Source organism: Pedobacter paludis (genome assembly GCF_003173575.1).
In the GTDB taxonomy this organism is placed as follows: Bacteria; Bacteroidota; Bacteroidia; order Sphingobacteriales; family Sphingobacteriaceae; genus Pedobacter; species Pedobacter paludis.
Genome location: NZ_QGNY01000001.1, coordinates 639971 through 657868, shown reverse-complemented (window position 1 = coordinate 657868; position 17898 = coordinate 639971). Strand labels below are relative to the sequence as shown.

At 36.0% G+C, this 17898-nt stretch carries 15 protein-coding genes; 8 read left to right on the top strand and 7 right to left on the bottom strand.

Annotation, left to right across the window (positions count from 1 at the left end):
• The first annotated feature begins 43 nt into the window (after positions 1–43).
• Positions 44–949 carry a ribonuclease Z gene (locus tag DF947_RS02795; RefSeq protein ID WP_109928150.1) on the top strand — a complete coding sequence of 302 codons (906 nt, stop codon included), beginning with the start codon at positions 44–46 and terminating at the stop codon, positions 947–949.
• An 83-nt stretch (positions 950–1032) separates the two neighbouring features.
• Here the strand turns inward: DF947_RS02795 and DF947_RS02790 are convergent, their stop codons facing one another.
• The 3 genes from DF947_RS02790 to DF947_RS02775 all read right to left on the bottom strand — a co-directional run bounded on the left by DF947_RS02790 (position 1033) and on the right by DF947_RS02775 (position 3820).
• Positions 1033–1986: an MlaD family protein gene (locus DF947_RS02790; protein ID WP_109928149.1), complete on the bottom strand. Its 954-nt coding sequence runs from the start codon at positions 1984–1986 to the stop codon at positions 1033–1035.
• A gap of 180 nt (positions 1987–2166) precedes the next feature.
• Positions 2167–2946, bottom strand: a complete 780-nt coding sequence (locus DF947_RS02780) for an N-acetylmuramoyl-L-alanine amidase family protein (protein ID WP_109928147.1) — start codon at positions 2944–2946, stop codon at positions 2167–2169.
• A 10-nt stretch (positions 2947–2956) separates the two neighbouring features.
• Positions 2957–3820: an N-acetylmuramoyl-L-alanine amidase family protein gene (locus tag DF947_RS02775; protein ID WP_109928501.1), complete on the bottom strand. Its 864-nt coding sequence runs from the start codon at positions 3818–3820 to the stop codon at positions 2957–2959.
• A 74-nt stretch (positions 3821–3894) separates the two neighbouring features.
• Here DF947_RS02775 and DF947_RS02770 point away from each other — a divergent pair, with 74 nt between their 5' ends.
• The 5 genes from DF947_RS02770 (at position 3895) to trxA (ending at position 10309) form a co-directional block, all read left to right on the top strand.
• Entirely contained in the window at positions 3895–6555 is a 2661-nt protein-coding gene (locus DF947_RS02770; RefSeq protein ID WP_109928146.1) for a putative LPS assembly protein LptD, read from the top strand.
• A gap of 4 nt (positions 6556–6559) precedes the next feature.
• Entirely contained in the window at positions 6560–7801 is a 1242-nt protein-coding gene (locus tag DF947_RS02765) for a competence/damage-inducible protein A (RefSeq protein ID WP_109928145.1), read from the top strand.
• Positions 7802–7860: 59 nt separating this feature from the next.
• On the top strand, positions 7861–9210 hold the full coding sequence (locus DF947_RS02760; RefSeq protein ID WP_109928144.1) for a dihydrolipoamide acetyltransferase family protein: 1350 nt from the start codon (positions 7861–7863) through the stop codon (positions 9208–9210).
• A 24-nt stretch (positions 9211–9234) separates the two neighbouring features.
• Complete coding sequence (locus DF947_RS02755; protein ID WP_109928143.1) at positions 9235–9849, top strand: hypothetical protein; 615 nt, start codon at positions 9235–9237, stop codon at positions 9847–9849.
• A 163-nt stretch (positions 9850–10012) separates the two neighbouring features.
• Positions 10013–10309 carry a thioredoxin gene (gene trxA / locus DF947_RS02750; protein WP_109928142.1) on the top strand — a complete coding sequence of 99 codons (297 nt, stop codon included), beginning with the start codon at positions 10013–10015 and terminating at the stop codon, positions 10307–10309.
• 1 nt (position 10310) lies between these two features.
• Here the strand turns inward: trxA and pdeM are convergent, their stop codons facing one another.
• From pdeM to DF947_RS02730, 4 genes are all read right to left on the bottom strand, one after another.
• A complete protein-coding gene (gene pdeM, locus DF947_RS02745; protein WP_109928141.1) occupies positions 10311–10949 on the bottom strand; it encodes a ligase-associated DNA damage response endonuclease PdeM in 639 nt (212 codons plus the stop codon).
• A 102-nt stretch (positions 10950–11051) separates the two neighbouring features.
• Positions 11052–13529 (bottom strand): ligase-associated DNA damage response DEXH box helicase, encoded by a 2478-nt coding sequence (locus DF947_RS02740; RefSeq protein ID WP_109928140.1) that lies wholly within the window; start codon positions 13527–13529, stop codon positions 11052–11054.
• Between the two features lie 244 nt (positions 13530–13773).
• Entirely contained in the window at positions 13774–15363 is a 1590-nt protein-coding gene (locus DF947_RS02735; RefSeq protein ID WP_109928139.1) for an ATP-dependent DNA ligase, read from the bottom strand.
• Positions 15360–16400 (bottom strand): ligase-associated DNA damage response exonuclease, encoded by a 1041-nt coding sequence (locus DF947_RS02730; protein WP_109928138.1) that lies wholly within the window; start codon positions 16398–16400, stop codon positions 15360–15362. The genes DF947_RS02735 and DF947_RS02730 overlap by 4 nt, the downstream gene beginning before the upstream one ends.
• Before the next feature lie 156 nt (positions 16401–16556).
• Here DF947_RS02730 and DF947_RS02725 point away from each other — a divergent pair, with 156 nt between their 5' ends.
• Both DF947_RS02725 and DF947_RS02720 read left to right on the top strand, forming a co-directional pair.
• On the top strand, positions 16557–17168 hold the full coding sequence (locus DF947_RS02725; protein WP_109928137.1) for a SatD family protein: 612 nt from the start codon (positions 16557–16559) through the stop codon (positions 17166–17168).
• Positions 17168–17878 (top strand): DUF3307 domain-containing protein, encoded by a 711-nt coding sequence (locus tag DF947_RS02720; protein WP_109928136.1) that lies wholly within the window; start codon positions 17168–17170, stop codon positions 17876–17878. Before DF947_RS02725 ends, DF947_RS02720 begins: the two co-directional genes overlap by 1 nt.
• Positions 17879–17898 lie beyond the last annotated feature (20 nt).

Below are 17898 nucleotides of genomic sequence, written 5' to 3'. Positions count from 1 at the left end.
CGTAGTTTTTAAAAATCTACGAGGCTTTTTATATCTTAGAAAAATGAAGTTTGAGGTTACAATTTTAGGAAGTAGTTCTGCAACACCGGTTTTTAACCGCAACCCAACGGCACAGCTATTAAATTGTAATGAGAAATTTTATTTAATAGATTGTGGAGAAGGCACCCAGCAGCAACTGATTCGGTTCAATTTAAAATCTGCCCGGATAGATTATATTTTCATCAGTCATTTACATGGTGATCATTACTTCGGTTTAATCGGATTACTGTCGAGTTTGCATTTAAACGGCAGAATCAAGCCCATGCAGATTTTTGGTCCTGCTGCATTACTGGAAATTTTGGAGATTCAGTTTAAATATTCAGATACCACTTTAAGATATCCGCTTGAGTTTTTTCCCATTGATGCAACAGAATCAACTCAAATCTTCGAAAATAGTGATTTGATTGTTAAAACAATTGTTTTAAATCATCGCATTCCATGTACTGGTTTTATTTTCGAGCAGAAGCAAAGACAACGCAGATTGATAAAAGACAAGGCAGATGAAGTGCCAATGGCTTATTACACTGTTTTGAAAAAGGGATTGAATGTGGAGTTGCCCAATGGTGAAATTTTGTTAAGTGAGGATTATACAACACCAGCAGACCCACCGAGAAGTTATGCCTATTGTTCTGATACGCTGTTTGATGAAAGGTATTTTCCAATAATTAAAAATTGCGATACGTTATACCACGAAGCAACTTTTATGCACGAACTTTTGGATAGAGCGAATGAAACTCATCATACCACTGCGTTGCAGGCAGGAGAGGTGGCCAAAATTAATCATGTAAAGAAATTAATTATCGGTCATTTTTCATCTCGTTACAAAACGCTTCAAATGCTTTTAGAAGAAACACAATCCGTTTTCGAAAACACCGAACTGGCTATTGAGGGAAAAACATTTCAGCTTTAAATGAAATGTAAAAAAAATATTTAGCTATAAAAAAAGGCTTTCAAATTATTTTTGAAAGCCTTTTAGTTTATATGGATTAATTGTTATTTATCCGTTTTATTTCCTCCGCCAAATACAGAGAAATGAACATAACGTTTTGGATTGGCTTTTAAATCAATCATCAAGGCATCAAGATTTTTAGATGCACTGTTTAGGTTATCGTACATTTTAGTATCGTTAAGTAAAAGTCCTAAACTGCCCTTACCGTCTTTAATTCCAGAAATAACACTTTGTAAATCGGCAATGGCATTATTGGCATTATCTAAAGTTTGTTTAAAGTTTGCTGCGGCAAACTTATCCGTCACTGTATTGATGTTTGTTAAAATATCGCTAATTTTTTTATTGTTGTTGTTTAAGTTCGCAGTAATGCCCTCTACATTTTTAAATATCGCCTCTATACGGGCGCTTTCAGAACCAACCAAACCATCAACCTTTTTAGAAGTGGTTTCTAATGACGCTAAAGTTCCAGCAATACTGCTAAAGCTTTTATCAACATTTTTCTGAAAATTTGGATTTAAAATCGAATTGACACTACTTAAGATAGAATCCATTTTACCGATAATTAATTCTGCTTTTTTCTGTACGGGTTGAACTTGCTCCATCAAGCCTTTCTCTACGTTGGCGTTTAGCATAAAGCCATCTTCTGCCATTTTTTTAGAATTACCCAATGACATTACAATTGCTTTACTGCCCAAAAGATCGGTACCCTCTAAACGGGCAATACTATTTTCAGGAATTTCATATTTACTATTGATGCTCAGCGTTGCTAAAATTGTTCCCCCAGGTTCTAATTGCAATTTAGCAACTCTGCCTATCTGGTAACCATTTATTAATATAGGTTTAGAAACTGTTAAACCGTCAACTCTTGTATATCTTGCTAGTAAGTTTGTTTCGCTAGAAAAAATTGAATTTCCCTTTAAAAAGTTATATCCAATAATTAATAAAGCAATGGCAAATGCGGCTAATATCCCTACTTTAGTTTCGTTCTTAATTTTCATGAGTGTTTTTATTTAATGGCTCAAGCAGTAAATTTAGTTCTTTATTGCTTGCCAGAGCGTTATTGTTGTTACCGATGTATAAATATGTAATTGTAATTACAAAAAGCTACATCAATTGTTTGTTTTGGGTTAAATGTTTTGTTGTTTATGAGTTAAATCGTTCAACATTTATAATGCCAATTATTTAACTTCTATGTTTTTCCTATAGGCTTTTATTGCAGCGAATATCGAGTCAACAATTTCGTCTTGTCCTTTTTCGGAGTTAATGTATTTTTCTTCTTCCGTGTTCGATATAAATCCAACTTCAGTTAAAACTGCCGGCATTCCACATCTTTGTAAAACCAAAACACCTTGTTCCTTAACCCCCCGGCTTAATCTCTTGTCTCTTTCTATATAGCTATTCTGTATTAATTTTGCGAATTTAATGCTTTTATCTCGAAACGTGTTTTTTAATAATGATAAAAGAATAAAAGTACTTGGGTTTGATGGATCGTAACCATCGTATTTGCTTTTATAATTCTTCTCTAATTTAATATCGGCATTTTCACGAATCGCAGCGTCTTGTTCCTTTAATCGGTTGGATCCAGCAACTAAAGTTTCAACACCCTTTATGCCTTTATTGCCTGGAGGCATCGAATTGCAGTGAATTGAAATAAATAAATCTGCATTTGCTTCGTTCGCAATTTCTGCTCTTCTATACAAATCCACATCAACATCCTTGGTTCTTGTGTAAATGATCTTAATATCGGGCATTTCTTCCTTAAGTTTTGCACCCAGTTTAAGTGCAACTTTTAAAGAAATATTTTTTTCCGTACTGAAACTTCCCGATGCGCCAGGTTTTCTACCTCCATGGCCAGCATCTATTACTATTGTTTTAATCTTATATCCTTGGGCAAACGAAGGTGTTGCAGAACATATTAGTGCTAACGATAAAATAGTTAATAGATTTTTAATCTTCATTTAGGGATGTTTAGAAAGATGTTTCTGCTATTCGCTTATAATTTTTAATGGCTTTAATAATTCCGTTTACAATTTCTGTTTGACCTTCTACAGAGTTCATATAGTCTTCATCCTCTGGATTACTAACGAAACCAATTTCGGTTAATACGGCTGGCATGGCTGCTCTAGCCAAAACCGCTAGGCTTTTTTCCTGTACTCCGCGATTTATACGCCCAGCGTTAACATATTCCTGTTGAAGCATTGAAGCAAATTTCAAACTTCGTTCTCGGTTGGTTTGTTTCATTAAAGAGAGCATGATATCGTTTTCTGGTGTATTTGCAATAAAACCCTCGTAGTTTTTTTGATAATTGTCTTCCAAAAACATCGACGCATTTTCACGCTTAATTACTTCATCTTGCTCCCCTAAACGGCCAGTACCGGAAACGAAGGTTTCCGTACCTCGAGTTGAAGTACTTTTAGATGTTGTTGTACGGTATACCGGAACTTTTCTTCCTTTAACTTTTTTGTAATAATCTACCACTCTAGAAACATGAACAGGCATATCATTTAAGTGAATCGAAATAAATAAATCTGCCTTAGCATTATTTGCAATATTTATCCGTTCATACAAGGGAATGAAAACATCTGTTTGTCTGGTATAAATTATTTTAATGTCTTTGATACTGTCTTGTAATGCTTTTCCTAAGTTGAGCGCTGTTTTTAAAGCAACGTCTTTTTCTTTGGAATAAACCCCATGAGTAGCGCCATCTTTACCGCCGTGACCAGCATCAATTACAATTGTTTTAATTTTATATTCTTGTGCAAAGGCTTGATTATCAATTGTATTGACTAATACAAAGCAAATAATAAATGTTAAAATGGTTTTAAGATACATCAATGGTATATTTTTCACTAATTTTGAACGTTTTTGATTAAACATTTGTGCAAAAATAACATTCAAATACGAATTTGAAACTTCTTAAGAGCTCTATTTTACTAATTTCTGTCATTTTATTAACACATGGTGTTGGTAAAGCTAACGCATTTTCGCATTTTTCATTGCAACAAATTATTCAGCAAGACACTTCTAAAAAGGATACAACTAAAAAAATCGGCAAAAACAATAGCGATCTCGATCAAAAAGTTGAATATAAAGCGGAAGATTCCGTTCGTTTGAGCAAGGATAAAAGTATTGTTTACTTGTACGGTAATGCTAGGGTGGTTTATGGTGACTTTGAGTTAGATGCTGCTTACATAAAATACGATAAAAAAAACAATACCATTTTTGCAAGAGGTACTACAGATCCAAAAACAAAACGCTACATCGGAAAGCCGATTTTTAAATCTGGGGTAGAAGGTACGGCAATTGCAGATTCGTTATACTATAATTCCGAAACTACAAGAGCTAAAGTATTTGGAGTTTTCTCCGAACAGGAGGGTGGTTACTTTTCGGGTGGCCAAAGCAAAAAACAAATTGATGATGAGTTGCATGTAAAAAATGTAATGTACAGTACGTGTAATTTACCACATCCCCACTTTGGTTTAATGATTTCTAAAGGCGTAGTTACAGAAAAGCAGATTGTTACGGGGCCTGTTTATATGGTTATTGAAGATGTTCCTACACCTTTTGCGCTTCCTTTTGCATTTTTTCCGAAACCAAATAAACGTACTTCGGGCTTAATTTTACCAACCCCTGGAGAGGACGCAACCCGCGGTTTTTTCTTGCAAAATGCAGGCTACTATTTGGGTTTAAACGATTATTGGGATGCCAAGTTTTTGGGAACCATTTATACAAACGGCTCTTACGAAACGAGTTTGTTAAGCAATTATATTAAACGTTACAAGTACAGCGGAAACGTAAATTTCAACTATTCGAGCACAAAAAATGGATTAGAAGGTACTGAAGCATTTAGAAATCCGGCTAAAGTATTTCACTTAACTTGGTCACACAGTCAAAATGCCAACGCAAAACCCGGTACTACTTTCAGTGCTAGTGTAAACTTAGGTTCGAGTACTTATTATACAGCAACTGCAGCTAATGCCAGTTACGATCAACGTGCTATTGCGAACAATACCATGAGCAGTAGTATTAGTTATGCAAAAGCTTATCCAAACGGAATGAATTATTCATTAAGTTTAGGAAGTGATCAAACCTTAAGCACAAAAGATATTTCGGTGCGTTTACCACAGGCAACTTTTAACGTTCCAACCTTTAGCCCCTTTGATTCTAAAAATAGAGTAGGCGAGCAAAAGTGGTATCAGAAAATAACCATTGGTTATGGTTTACAGGGAAACAATAGCATCAGCACAAAAGATAGTCTGTTGTTTCAGAATGATGGATTAAAACGTTTAAAGTCTGGTTTCTCCCATACCATTCCTGTAAGCATGTCTTTTACGGCCTTAAAATATTTAAACTTTAGTTTAGGCGGAACATATAATGAAGTTTGGAATTTTCAAACTACCAGAAATAGATATACCTCTTTCGCCGATGGGACATATACGTATAGAACCGATACAATTAGTGGTTTTAAAAGAGCAGGAAGTTATAATCTTTCTACCAGTATGTCGACCAAAATATACGGTAAAAAAGAATTTAAAAACTTAGGTAATATCAAGGCATTAAGGCATGTAATGACACCTAATGTTTCATTTAGTTATTCGCCAGATTTTACAAAAGCAGGAAGTGGGCCATATCTAGCTGCAATTGATCAAAACGGAAGACCTATTTTAGATAGCTACGGGCAAGATTTAAAATATTCAATATTGGAAAACAGCGCTTTTCCGGGTTCATTCTCCGGTAAGTCTGCATCCATTGGATTTGGGTTAGATAACACGGTAGAATTAAAAGTAAAATCAAGCAAAGATACCACAGGAACGGGGGAACGTAAAATTCCAATTATTCAAGGGTTAAGTATCAGCGGATCGTACAATTTCTTGGCTCAAAGAAATAAACTTTCTACACTTGGCTTTAGTGGCCGTTCTCAGTTTACAGATAAACTTGGGATTAACTATAGTGGAACATTGGATCCTTATGCATTAGATTCTCAATTGGATACAGCTTCAGGAGTAAGAACTTATATCAGAAGCAATACCTTTACCTGGAGAAGAGGCGGCAGACTTCCGCGTTTAACCTCTATTGGGTTTTCGTTCGATTACAGTTTAAATCCTGAAGCTTTAAAAAGAAAGAACGAAGCAAATGATAAATTAGATGCAGCTTCAAAAAAGAAAGGCCTTACCGATATTCAATCAGAGCAATTGGCTGCAATCAGTCGTGACCCGAACGCATTTGTAGATTTTAATATTCCATGGAACTTTTCATTTTCTTATAGCTTCCAATACACCAACGATTTAGGAATAAGCAGAGTGAGCAATACCTTGAACTTTAACGGTGATGTTAACCTTACACCTAAATGGAAAGTAACCTTTAACTCTGGTTACGATTTTGAAAACAATGGATTAACGCCAATGAACATTGGTATTTATCGCGATTTGCATTGTTGGGATATGAGCATTAACTGGGTTCCTTACGGTGCTTATAGAAGTTATTCCGTAACCATTAAAGTTAAGGCTTCGATTTTACAGGATTTAAAACTGAGCAAGCGTCAGGGTTTTTACAACACATACCAATAACAATATGTTAGCCGAAATTATAACCATTGGCGATGAGATTCTCATTGGCCAGATCGTTGATACAAATTCAGCCTGGATGGCTAAACAGCTTAATTCAATAGGCGTTTCAGTAAAACAGATTACTTCTGTTTCTGATGATGAGCAACATATTATCGAAGCTTTAGGCGAGGCAGAAAAACGGGCCGATTTAATTTTAATAACAGGAGGATTGGGGCCAACAAAAGATGATATAACTAAGAAAACTTTAGCTAAATATTTCCAAATGGGTTTTAGGAGAGATGAAGCCGCCTTAGAAATGGTTCGTCAAATCTTCGAAAAATACAAGCGCCCTTTGCTTGATATCAATATGCAACAAGCAGATGTACCTGATGGTTGCGAAGTAATAGTAAACAAAAACGGAACAGCGCCATGCATGTGGTTTGAGCAAAACGAAAAGATTTTTGTTTCTATGCCGGGTGTTCCTTACGAGATGATGTATTTGATGGATGATGAAATTCTTCCGCGAATTACGAGTCGTTTCAAACTTCCATCAATTGTTCACAAAACCATTTTAACTGCAAATATTGGCGAATCCTTTTTAGCAAAAGAAATAGAAGAGATTGAAAATGGTTTACCTGCACATATTAAATTGGCTTATCTGCCTAAATTAGGTCAGGTTCGTTTACGCTTGTCAGCCAAGGGTGAAAATGAATCTACTTTAAAGGAGGAGGTTGAAGTTTTTGCAAGGCAGATTATCGAGAAGGTAAAAAAATTCGTTGTTATTGATGAAGATATTCCTTTGGAGAAGGCAATCCTCAATATTATGAAGGAAAAAGGCTTAACGCTTTCAACTGCAGAAAGTTGTACCGGCGGATATATTGCACACTTGATTACCCAACATCCGGGTTGCTCTTCTGTTTACTGGGGCGGTGCAGTAGCTTATGCTTACGAATTAAAAGAATCTATTCTTGGCGTAAAAGAAAGCACGTTGACAACATTTGGTGCCGTAAGCGAACAAACCGTTACCGAAATGGCCGAGGGTGCCGTTAAAAACTTTAAAACGGATTATTCCATTGCTGTTAGTGGAATTGCCGGCCCAGATGGCGGAACAGAAGATAAACCTGTAGGCACAGTTTGGATTGCTATTTCCAGCAAAAATAAAACCGTAGCTAAAGTGTTTAATTTCAGCAACAAACGCATCCAGAACATTGAACGCTCTGCAGCTTCCGCATTAACAATGCTATTAAATCTACTTAAAGAAGCATAGCGGAAAGAATAAAAACTGTATTTTTGCTGCACTACCAATATAATATACTGTAATTTAATATGGCTCAATACGAATTATTGTTACCAAAAATGGGTGAGAGTGTTGCTGAAGCAACTGTAATTAAATGGGTAAAACAACCTGGCGATTCTATTGATCTGGATGACACTATTTTGGAAATTGCTACTGATAAAGTAGATTCTGAAGTACCATCACCTGTTGCTGGAAAATTGATAAAGCAACTTTTTGCTACAGATGAAGTGGCACAGGTTGGAGATGTTATTGCAATAATTGAAACAGAAGGTGGAAATGATCTTAAGGCCGAGGAACCAATTGTTCCCTCAACTACAGAAGATAAACCCGAGCCAATTCCTGGAATAGAACAACTGCCGGTAGAAACAAAAGTTGATCCAATTCTTTCTGATGCTTCTGACCGTTTCTACTCACCATTGGTTAAAAGTATTGCCACCCAAGAAAATATTTCAATTCAGGAATTGGATTCAATTAAAGGATCTGGTGCGGATGGCAGATTAAATAAAGACGATTTATTAAATTATATCGCCAATAAAAATGGTGGAGCGGTGTCTACAAAAGAAGTAATCATCACACCGCCAACACCTCTCAGTGAGGCTTTAGAAAATAAACCTGTTCCTTCCGTTCAGGCCGCTTCACCGAACAAAACATCTACTACAAGTGTTAGCGGTGGAGACGAAATCATTGAAATGGATAGAATGCGTAAGCTTATTGCCGATCATATGGTGATGAGTAAAACAACTTCTCCGCACGTTACTTCTTTTGTTGAAGCAGATGTTACCAATATGGTTTTGTGGCGCAATAAAGTGAAAAATAGCTTCGAAAAACGTGAAAACGAGAAGATAACTTTTACACCAATCTTTGTTGAAGCTGTAGCAAAAGCAATTAAGGATTTTCCGATGATTAACGTTTCAGTAAATGGAACGCAAATTATTAAAAAACGAGATATTAATATTGGTATGGCCGCTGCTTTACCTAGCGGAAACCTGATTGTTCCAGTAATTAGAAATGCCGACCAGCTTAATTTAGTTGGCTTAACCAAAGCCGTAAACGATTTGGCAAATAGAGCAAGGATTTCTAAACTGAAACCTGATGAAACGCAGGGTGGAACCTTCACTTTAACCAATGTAGGTTCGTTTGGTAATGTAATGGGTACTCCAATTATAAACCAGCCACAGGTAGCAATTTTGGCCGTAGGCGCAATTAAAAAGAAACCTGCGGTTTTAGAAACTGAACATGGTGATGTTATTGCAATTCGACATATGATGTTCCTTTCGCTATCTTATGATCATAGGGTAGTTGACGGTTCGTTAGGCGGAATGTTTGTGCGCAGGGTAGCGGATTATTTAGAGAATTGGGATTTTAATAGAGAAATTTAATCAGTTTCCAATTAATAGTTAAGAATGTTAGATTCAATTTTAAAATCGATAGTTGCAGATAATGTACTACATGCCAAATGGTTAAACACATTATCTTACATGGAAAATGCAGGGGCTAAAAAGATCTCTGCTTCTGAACATAAAGAAAATGTTAACCTGATCATTCTTAAGCATGCGGCAGAAGAACACCGTCATGCTTATTATTTAAAAAAACAAATCTCTAAAATAGACGAAACGCTTTGCAAAACCTATACAAATGCAGAACTGCTTTCTCCAAATAATACAAAATACTATCTACATGCCTTAGATATTGCGGTATGCCGTTATTTGAAAGCAGAATTTGGTTTGACGGGTTACGATTTGAAATTTGCTGCATATCTTTTCGTTACCTATGCTATCGAAGTTCGTGCTGATGAACTTTACCCAATTTATCAAACGGTTTTGGATGAAGCAAAAAGTAAAGTAAATGTAAAGTCTATTATTTTAGAAGAAGAAGGTCATTTGGAGGAAATGATGAATCAATTGGTTCATTTTTCTGATGATTGGGAAAATCATGCTACAGAAGTAATCAAAATAGAAAAAACTTTGTTTGATAACTGGGTAGGGGCATTGAATGCAGAATTGCCCATTAGTGCATAATTTCTATTAGCTGTAATTCCATTTATAAAAGGATTTTTTATCTCTAAGTCAGTCGGGATTTGACCGGGTTAGTCGGGATTTGTATTCCCATCTTTTGAATTAAGGATTTTTAATCCTGACAAACCAAACCAGCCTAACTTTGTTTTTTAATAAATAAAAAATCATGTCGAAGTTTTCAGATTTAATAAATGGCGATAAGCCTGTTTTAGTAGACTTTTTTGCCGAGTGGTGTGGCCCTTGCAAAATGATGAAACCAATTTTAGAACAATTGAAATCCCAGGTTGGAGATTCGGTTTCCATAATTAAAATTGATATCGATAAAAATCAAGCAGCCGCATCCTCATTTAGTGTTCAGAGTGTACCAACTTTAATGTTATTTAAGCAAGGAAAACAGGTTTGGAGACAAAGTGGTGTTTTACAAGTTTCTCAATTAAAGCAGGTAATAGATTCTCATTCTTAGCTTAAACTTCTACAACATTTTTTGGGGTTACAGCAAAAATCCGCTCATTATTCTTAGGGTAGATGTTGTAAAGTCCTGTAAATAAACTGAAAGCTGGCAATACCGCATAAGCGTTGCCAAAATAAAAGCACGGAAATTTTAGTCGTTGTTTTGCCTTGCCAACAATGGATACTCCTGGATGAATGTGCCCGCTTATGGGATATAATTCCTCTTCGGTACATTGAGGAGCGTCATGGATAAAGCAAAATGGCCCCAAGCAAAAACTAGGTTCATAAATTTCAATATTCATCGAATTATAATCCGCATGAGCCAATTTATCATGATTGCCCTTAACCAATAAGAAATTTAATTCTTTATAATTTTTTCTCCACGATGCAAATTCATCAATATCAGTATTTAAACCGTGATGAAACATATCTCCATTGATCAGTAAAGTACTTGGATTATGCTTCTCAATTAGGAGCGTTAAACGTTGTAAATCGCTTTGCGCAATAGTAGAGGGTACTTGTACACCAGCTTGCCGAAAATGCGCCGATTTACCCAAATGCAAATCGCTAATGGCTAAAAGTTTATGTTGAGGTAAGTATAAAGCCCGCTCTTTATCTAAAATCAGTTCCTCTCCGTGGCTTGTAATGGTCATTAATTCTTATCTATAAAATTTACCATATAAGAAATGTAAGGTCATGGAAGTGTATTGCTCATAACTTCTGTTTTCTTAAATGTCTTATATGGTAGAAAATTGTTACTTAAACTTCTCCGATTCCGCTTTCATTCTTGCAATCCGTTGTTCCAATTCTTCCGAACTCATATTTTCCCTTAAACTATCAACCTTAATTGGGAAGGATAATGGAGTAAAGCTTTTTGGATTGGTAATTATAATTGCGCCATTTTGAATTCTTTCCAAAGCAGCAGCTAATCTTGGTTCTTCCAATTGCTGATAAAAAACTTCATCGTACGCTTGCCGCAAAAGTAAATTATGTTTGTCATAATCGCTAAAAACATTAAAAAATAAACCTGCTGATGACTGGAGATGTTTGTTGGCAACATATTTACCAGGATAACCCTGAAAAACCAGACCCGAAATACAGGCAATATCCCTAAATTTTCTTCGTGCCATTTCTGTCGAATTAATACTCAAAGTAATGTCTTCCGTAAGATTTTTAGGAGAAAAAACTTCGTAAGCGATTGATTCGTCCATTGGGATTTCAATATCACTCAACAGCTCAAAACCATAATCGTTCATGGCGATGGAGAAACTAATTGGCAGGAGTTTACTCAATCGATAAGCCACCAACGCAGCTAAAACCTCGTGCACCAAACGTCCTTCAAATGGGTAAGCAAAAAGATGAAAACCTTCTTTATTGTTAATCAGCTCAATTAATAATTCATCGTTTCTGGGCACATGAGATCGTTTTTCTTGCAACAGAAATAGAGGATAAACAGAATCTAATTCCTCATCCTGATGTGTTTTATCCAAAGCCTCGTTATACTTTTTACGCAGCACAGAACCCAAGTTTGAAGATAAGGGCAGACGACCACCATTCCAACTCGGGGAAATTGCATTTTTCTGTTTGCTCACTCGCACAACCACAGTCATGTCCTTTACTTGGATAAATTCTAAAACTCTACCCGCCAATCGGAAATTGTCGCCAGCTTTTAAACGGGTTACAAAGTATTCTTCTACCATTCCAATATAACCTCCAGAAATAAACTTGACTTTAAGCATGGCATCGCTTACAATTGTACCAATGTGCAAACGATGGCGCATAGCCAGCTGTCTGCTTTTAACCTTCCAAAGTCCATCTTCATCTTTGGTTACCTTTTTAAACTCGTTATAAGCGCTTAAACTATCGCCACCGGATGTAATAAACTGCATTACCCAATTCCATTCTTCTGGTAAGATTAATTTAAAGGCATGGGTGTTTTTTATTTCTTCATAAATGATTTTATCATCAAAACCATCGCCTATGGCCAGCGTAACAAGATATTGAACCAATGTGTCGAAAACCATAATAAATGGTTCACGGCTTTCGATGTTATTTGTTTTGGCTGCTTCTTTTATCGCTGCAGCTTCAACCAACTCTAAAGCATGGGTAGGTAAAAAATATATTTTAGAAGTTTCGTGAGGCGAATGCCCTGAGCGACCAGCACGTTGCAAAAACCGGGCTACACCTTTTGGCGAACCTACCTGTACTACCGTATCTACCGGTTTAAAATCGACACCCAAATCTAACGATGAGGTAGCAATAACAGCCTTTAATTGTCCGGTATGCAAAGCATCCTCAATCCAATTTCTCAATTCGAAATCTATAGACCCATGGTGGATGGCAATTCTTCCTGCCAGCTCTGGCTCTATATTTAACAAATGCTGATACCACATTTCCGATTGGCCACGGGTATTGATAAAGATTAAAGTGGTTTTGCTTTTTTCTATAATTGGCAATAGCTTGTAAGCTAATTTTAGACCCAAATGCCCAGCCCAAGGAAGAGTTTCGATATCATCTGGCAAAATGGATTTAATTATAATTTTCTTTTCCAGATCGGCTTTAACAATGATCCTTTTGGCTGATTCGTCTGGTTCCAGAACATTTAAAGCCTCATCTATATTGCCAATGGTTGCAGAAATCCCCCAAATCCTTAAAAACTGATTTTTCTCCAGTTTCTGTAAACCTTTAATCCTTGATACAGCAAGTTCCACCAACACTCCTCGTTTACTGCCTAAAAGCTCATGCCATTCATCAGCAACAATACATTTTAAGTTTTTAAACAGTGTTGATGAGCCTTTTTGCGCCAATAATAAGTGTAGGCTTTCTGGTGTGATCAGCAAAATCTCTGGCATCGATTTTTTTTGCTGTACTTTTTCTGCCTGCGACGTATCGCCATTTCTAACGCCTACATGCCAGTCGAGTTCCAATTCTAATAAGGTTTCTCGCATGGCTCTTGCAATGTCTTTTGCTAAGGAGCGGAGTGGGGTTATCCAAATTAATTGCAATCGATCTTTTGCTTTTTTGTTGCTCGCTTCTGAAGCATTCAAAGCCTCGATAGCTACGGCTAAAAATAATGAAAACGTTTTTCCAAATCCTGTAGGTGCATTAACCAAACCACTATAACCGTTTAAATAGTATTGCCAAGCATCTTCCTGAAATTTAAAAGGCTTGCGACCATTGGCTTTAAGCCATTGCTTAATTTTTTTGTAGCCTTTGGTTTTTGTTTGGTCCATGTATAATTGTAATTTCTATATTTTAAATTTGAAAAGCAATTTCAGTAATTCTTCGGTTAAATTAGTCACGCCATTTGCTACAATCTTTTTGAGCAATATTTAGTGTCATCCGATGAATATTGGCATTACTGCAGATATTCATCGGATGACTGGTATCGCAACAAAAAGTATTTTCGCTTCTGTCGGGTTTAAAATAGTAAGGTAAACCTAAGTAAAATAAAACTTTCAAAAATTGTCGTGAGCCTCACATTGTTGAGGCGAGCAACTGTCGCAAATCTTCCAATGTGTTAATCTCATCAGCTTTTTTATCTTTTCGCCAACGTAAAATACGGGGGAAACGCAGAGCCAAACCTGCCTTATGACGTTTGCTTTCGGCGATGCCTTCAAATGCAATTTCGAAAACTAATTCTGGTTTTACGGTGCGTACCGGACCAAATTTTTCAATCGCATTTTTGGTTACAAATGAATTTACTTCTTTAATTTCCTTATCTGTTAACCCTGAATATGCCTTTGCAATGGTAACCAGATTTTCTCCATCGCGAACGGCAAAAGTATAATCGGTAAAGAAATTTGCTCTTCGTCCACTTCCTTTTTGGGCGTAAATCATAACAGCATCAACCGTATATGGATTGATTTTCCATTTCCACCAATCACCTCTTTTTCTACCACTGTGGTAATGCGAGCTCAGTTTTTTGAGCATTATGCCTTCACTGTTTATCGAGCGAGAAGTTTGTCTAAGTTCTGCAAGTTCTTCCCAATTATTACAATTGATAACCGGAGATAGCACAACAGGGCTTTCATCTAAGCCGCCAATAAGTTGCTCTAATATTTTCCTCCGCTGATTTAGTGGTTGCTCACGAAAATCATTAGCTTCATATTCCAGAATATCATAAACAAAGAAACCTATTGGGGCATCTTCCAGCTGTTTTTTATTAATTGTTTTTCGATTTAAACGCTGTTGCAAAGTGCTGAAAGAAAGTACATTTTTATCTTGAACCGCTAAGATTTCTCCATCCAAAACCACGCCATCGGGCAAAATATCGATTAAAAAATGTAATTCTGGAAATTGCTCTGTAACCAGTTCTTCGCCACGGCTCCAAATAAACAGTTCGCCATTTCGTTTTACAATTTGACCACGGATGCCGTCCCATTTCCACTCTGCTTGCCATTCTTTGATATCGCCCAGGGTAGAAGGCTCACTTTCCAGTGCATAAGCTAAACAAAAAGGATACGGCCATGAATTATCGGTATTAACGTGGATTCCGTTAATTAACTCGGTAAAAGTAATTTCATACGGATCCCATTTACCCATAATGCTGTGCATAATCTGCGCACTATCTAAACTGCTTTGTTTAGCTAAAGCATTAACCAACATTTTATTTGAAACTCCAATTCTGAAATTTCCTGAAATTAATTTATTAAAAATGAAACGCTCTTGGTTTTCTAGAGTGTTCCAGGCATTTAAGATAAAATTCTTTTTGGTTTCATCATCCTTACCCTCTAAATCGTGCAGATCCTCTATCCATTTGTGAAGTTGGTAATCAGAAGTATTTTCGGCAGGAGGAAGGAGAAGAGCAATTGTTTCACTTAAATCGCCTACGTTGGAGTAACTTTCAGAAAACAACCATTCTGGCGTTTCGGTAATTTCTATTGCCCAGTATTTTAAGAGTGCCGATTTAATTGGTCTTTTGGGTTTCTTACCGGTAAATAATGCAATAACCCAAACTTTATCCTTATCATCGGCATAATTAAAATAATCTACCAATGCAGTAATTTTATCATTGGTTTTATTACTTTGCTCAAGCTTTTGTATCAGTCTTGCGAAACGTTTCATATTGTTTTTGGGTTATGAGTTTCGACATCTGCTAAATCAACCTTATTTTCTTCATCGTCTTCTTGCCCAAATTTAGTCATCACTTCTGCAGACTCGATACCATTATCGTTTAAAAACCGACTAAATGTTGCTGTAAATCCATGTGTTACATAAACTTTCTCTGCACCAGTAGCTGTAATAGCTTCCATTAATCCGGGCCAGTCTGCATGATCGCTCAACGCAAATCCTGCATCAGCACTTTGCCAACGGCGGTGCGCCCGAACCTGCATCCATCCAGAACAGATTCCGGTAACTGGGTGGCTTAAGTTTTTAATCCAACGGCTATCTCTCATTGCAGGCGGTACGATTACAATTCCTTTTTGTAGCTCATCTTTTGTTGTTTCGGGCGTAATTCTAATCGTTTCGGGTAAGTTTACGCCAGCTTTTATAATTACTTCATTTAGGTTGGCAATGCTGTTATGAACGTAAATTGGTACATCTCCAGCTAAATTCTTAATTAATCGTTGTGCTTTCCCCAAACTGTACGCAATAAGTACACTTGTTTTTTGCTGATGAACATTATCATTTACCCAGTTTTTTATATTGTTAAAAACGATATCCTGTTTTTGCCATTTGTAAACCGGAAGACCAAAAGTACTTTCTGAAACGAAGCTATGGCATTTAACAGGCTCGAAAACATCACTAATTCCATCATCTTCTATTTTGTAATCGCCAGAAATTACGCAGATTTCGCCTTTGTATTCCAACCGAACCTGTGCCGAACCAATAATGTGCCCTGCCGGGTAAAAAGAAATATTTACACCATTTCGAACAATGCTTTCGCCATAATTTAAAGTTTCTACATTTAAATCTTCGCTAATGCGCCTTTTAATTATGGGTTTTGTAAGTGTATGGCAGAGATAATATTTGTTTCCAAACCGAACATGATCGCTATGGCCATGTGTAGTTACAGCGTAATCTACAGGCCACCATGGATCTACATAAAAATCGCCCTGCTTACAATAAATGCCTCTTTTGGTAAATTCGATTAATGCCATGCTTAATAAACAATGAATGTGTATTTAAGTTTTATAATAATATCGGGTAAAAAGCCGATAATTTAAAATATCGGGTAATTAGCCGATAATTTGAAATATCGGGTAATTAGCCGATAATTTTTTGTGAAATCAGATTTTAAGCATTATATTAGTGTTATGATTGGTATTATAACAGGCGATATTGTTGGTTCACGAAAGATAAAAGATAGCTGGTTATTAAGCTTAAAAAACGCTTTAAAAGTGGTTTCAGAGCAAAATAATAAATGGGAGATTTATCGTGGAGACAGTTTTCAGGTTGAAGTAGAACCCGAAAATGCAATTAAAACAGCTGCTTATTTAAAAGCTTGTATTAGGGTAAATAAACCTGCCGATGTTAGAATGGGTATTGGAATTGGTGAGGTTAAAAATAAGCGCAAAAAGCTCTCCGAATCAAGTGGAGATGCATTTATTAACTCAGGATTTGCGTTTGACAGTTTAAAACAGGCAAAGGTTAATCTGGCAATTAAAACCGATTTTCAAGATTTTGATGAGGAAATAAACGTGCTTATAAAACTTGCTTTAATTACAATGGATAGTTGGGGTTTAGTAGCTGCAGAAATGGTAAAACTTGCTTTAGAAAATGAAAATTTAGTTCAAAGTGAGTTGGCCAATATTTCAGGGAGAACACAATCATCTGTGAGTGAAGCCTTAAAAAGAGCGCATTATTCTGAAATAATGGAAATGGATAAGCTTTATCGTAAAAAATTAAATCAAAAGATTTCGAAATAATGGACATCTATTTAATCAAATTAATACTGGCGCATTTAATCGGAGATTTTTTCTTGCAACCAGATTCTTGGGTAAAGGATAAAGAAAGAAAAAAGTTAAAATCCGGCAAGCTTTATCTTCATGTAGCCGTTCATATTGTTTTAATATTTGTTTTTTTTCTAAGCTTTAATGTATGGAAAATTGCTTTTTCAATTGGAGTACTTCATTTTATTATAGATGCTTGCAAAGCTTTATTTCAAACCAAAAAAAATGCTAGAATATTGTTTTTTGTAGATCAGATTTTACACTTCTCATCTATAGTTTTAATCTGGCATTTATTTTACAAGGGAAATCTTGATATCAGCTTTCTAAATAATACAAAAACCTGGATTGTTATTGCTGGAGCATTGTTTTTATCGATGCCAACCTCCATTGTGATGCGAGTAATTATTGCAAAATGGATTCCTGAAAACCAGCCTAATAGCCCACAATCTTTACAAAATGCAGGGAAATATATTGGAATTTTAGAACGTGTTCTTATTTTTCTATTTGTATTAACCAATCATTTTGAAGCTGTTGGTTTTTTGTTGGCAGCGAAATCTATTTTCAGATTCGGAGACTTAAAAGAAGCACACGATATTAAATTAACAGAATATGTGCTTATTGGAACACTGCTGAGTTTTGGCATTGCAATCGCTATAGCCATGTTAACCTTACAGTATATTTCATAAAAAAAGCAACCCGAAGGTTG

Coding starts and splice junctions, on each gene's coding strand:
- DF947_RS02790 (WP_109928149.1), bottom strand. CDS start 1,986: ATGAAAATTAAGAACGAAACTAAAGTAGGGATATTAGCCGCATTTGCC.
- pdeM (WP_109928141.1), bottom strand. CDS start 10,949: ATGACCATTACAAGCCACGGAGAGGAACTGATTTTAGATAAAGAGCGG.
- trxA (WP_109928142.1), top strand. CDS start 10,013: ATGTCGAAGTTTTCAGATTTAATAAATGGCGATAAGCCTGTTTTAGTA.
- DF947_RS02730 (WP_109928138.1), bottom strand. CDS start 16,400: ATGGCATTAATCGAATTTACCAAAAGAGGCATTTATTGTAAGCAGGGC.
- DF947_RS02720 (WP_109928136.1), top strand. CDS start 17,168: ATGGACATCTATTTAATCAAATTAATACTGGCGCATTTAATCGGAGAT.
- DF947_RS02725 (WP_109928137.1), top strand. CDS start 16,557: ATGATTGGTATTATAACAGGCGATATTGTTGGTTCACGAAAGATAAAA.
- DF947_RS02780 (WP_109928147.1), bottom strand. CDS start 2,946: ATGAAGATTAAAAATCTATTAACTATTTTATCGTTAGCACTAATATGT.
- DF947_RS02735 (WP_109928139.1), bottom strand. CDS start 15,363: ATGAAACGTTTCGCAAGACTGATACAAAAGCTTGAGCAAAGTAATAAA.
- DF947_RS02755 (WP_109928143.1), top strand. CDS start 9,235: ATGTTAGATTCAATTTTAAAATCGATAGTTGCAGATAATGTACTACAT.
- DF947_RS02795 (WP_109928150.1), top strand. CDS start 44: ATGAAGTTTGAGGTTACAATTTTAGGAAGTAGTTCTGCAACACCGGTT.
- DF947_RS02775 (WP_109928501.1), bottom strand. CDS start 3,820: ATGTATCTTAAAACCATTTTAACATTTATTATTTGCTTTGTATTAGTC.
- DF947_RS02740 (WP_109928140.1), bottom strand. CDS start 13,529: ATGGACCAAACAAAAACCAAAGGCTACAAAAAAATTAAGCAATGGCTT.
- DF947_RS02765 (WP_109928145.1), top strand. CDS start 6,560: ATGTTAGCCGAAATTATAACCATTGGCGATGAGATTCTCATTGGCCAG.
- DF947_RS02760 (WP_109928144.1), top strand. CDS start 7,861: ATGGCTCAATACGAATTATTGTTACCAAAAATGGGTGAGAGTGTTGCT.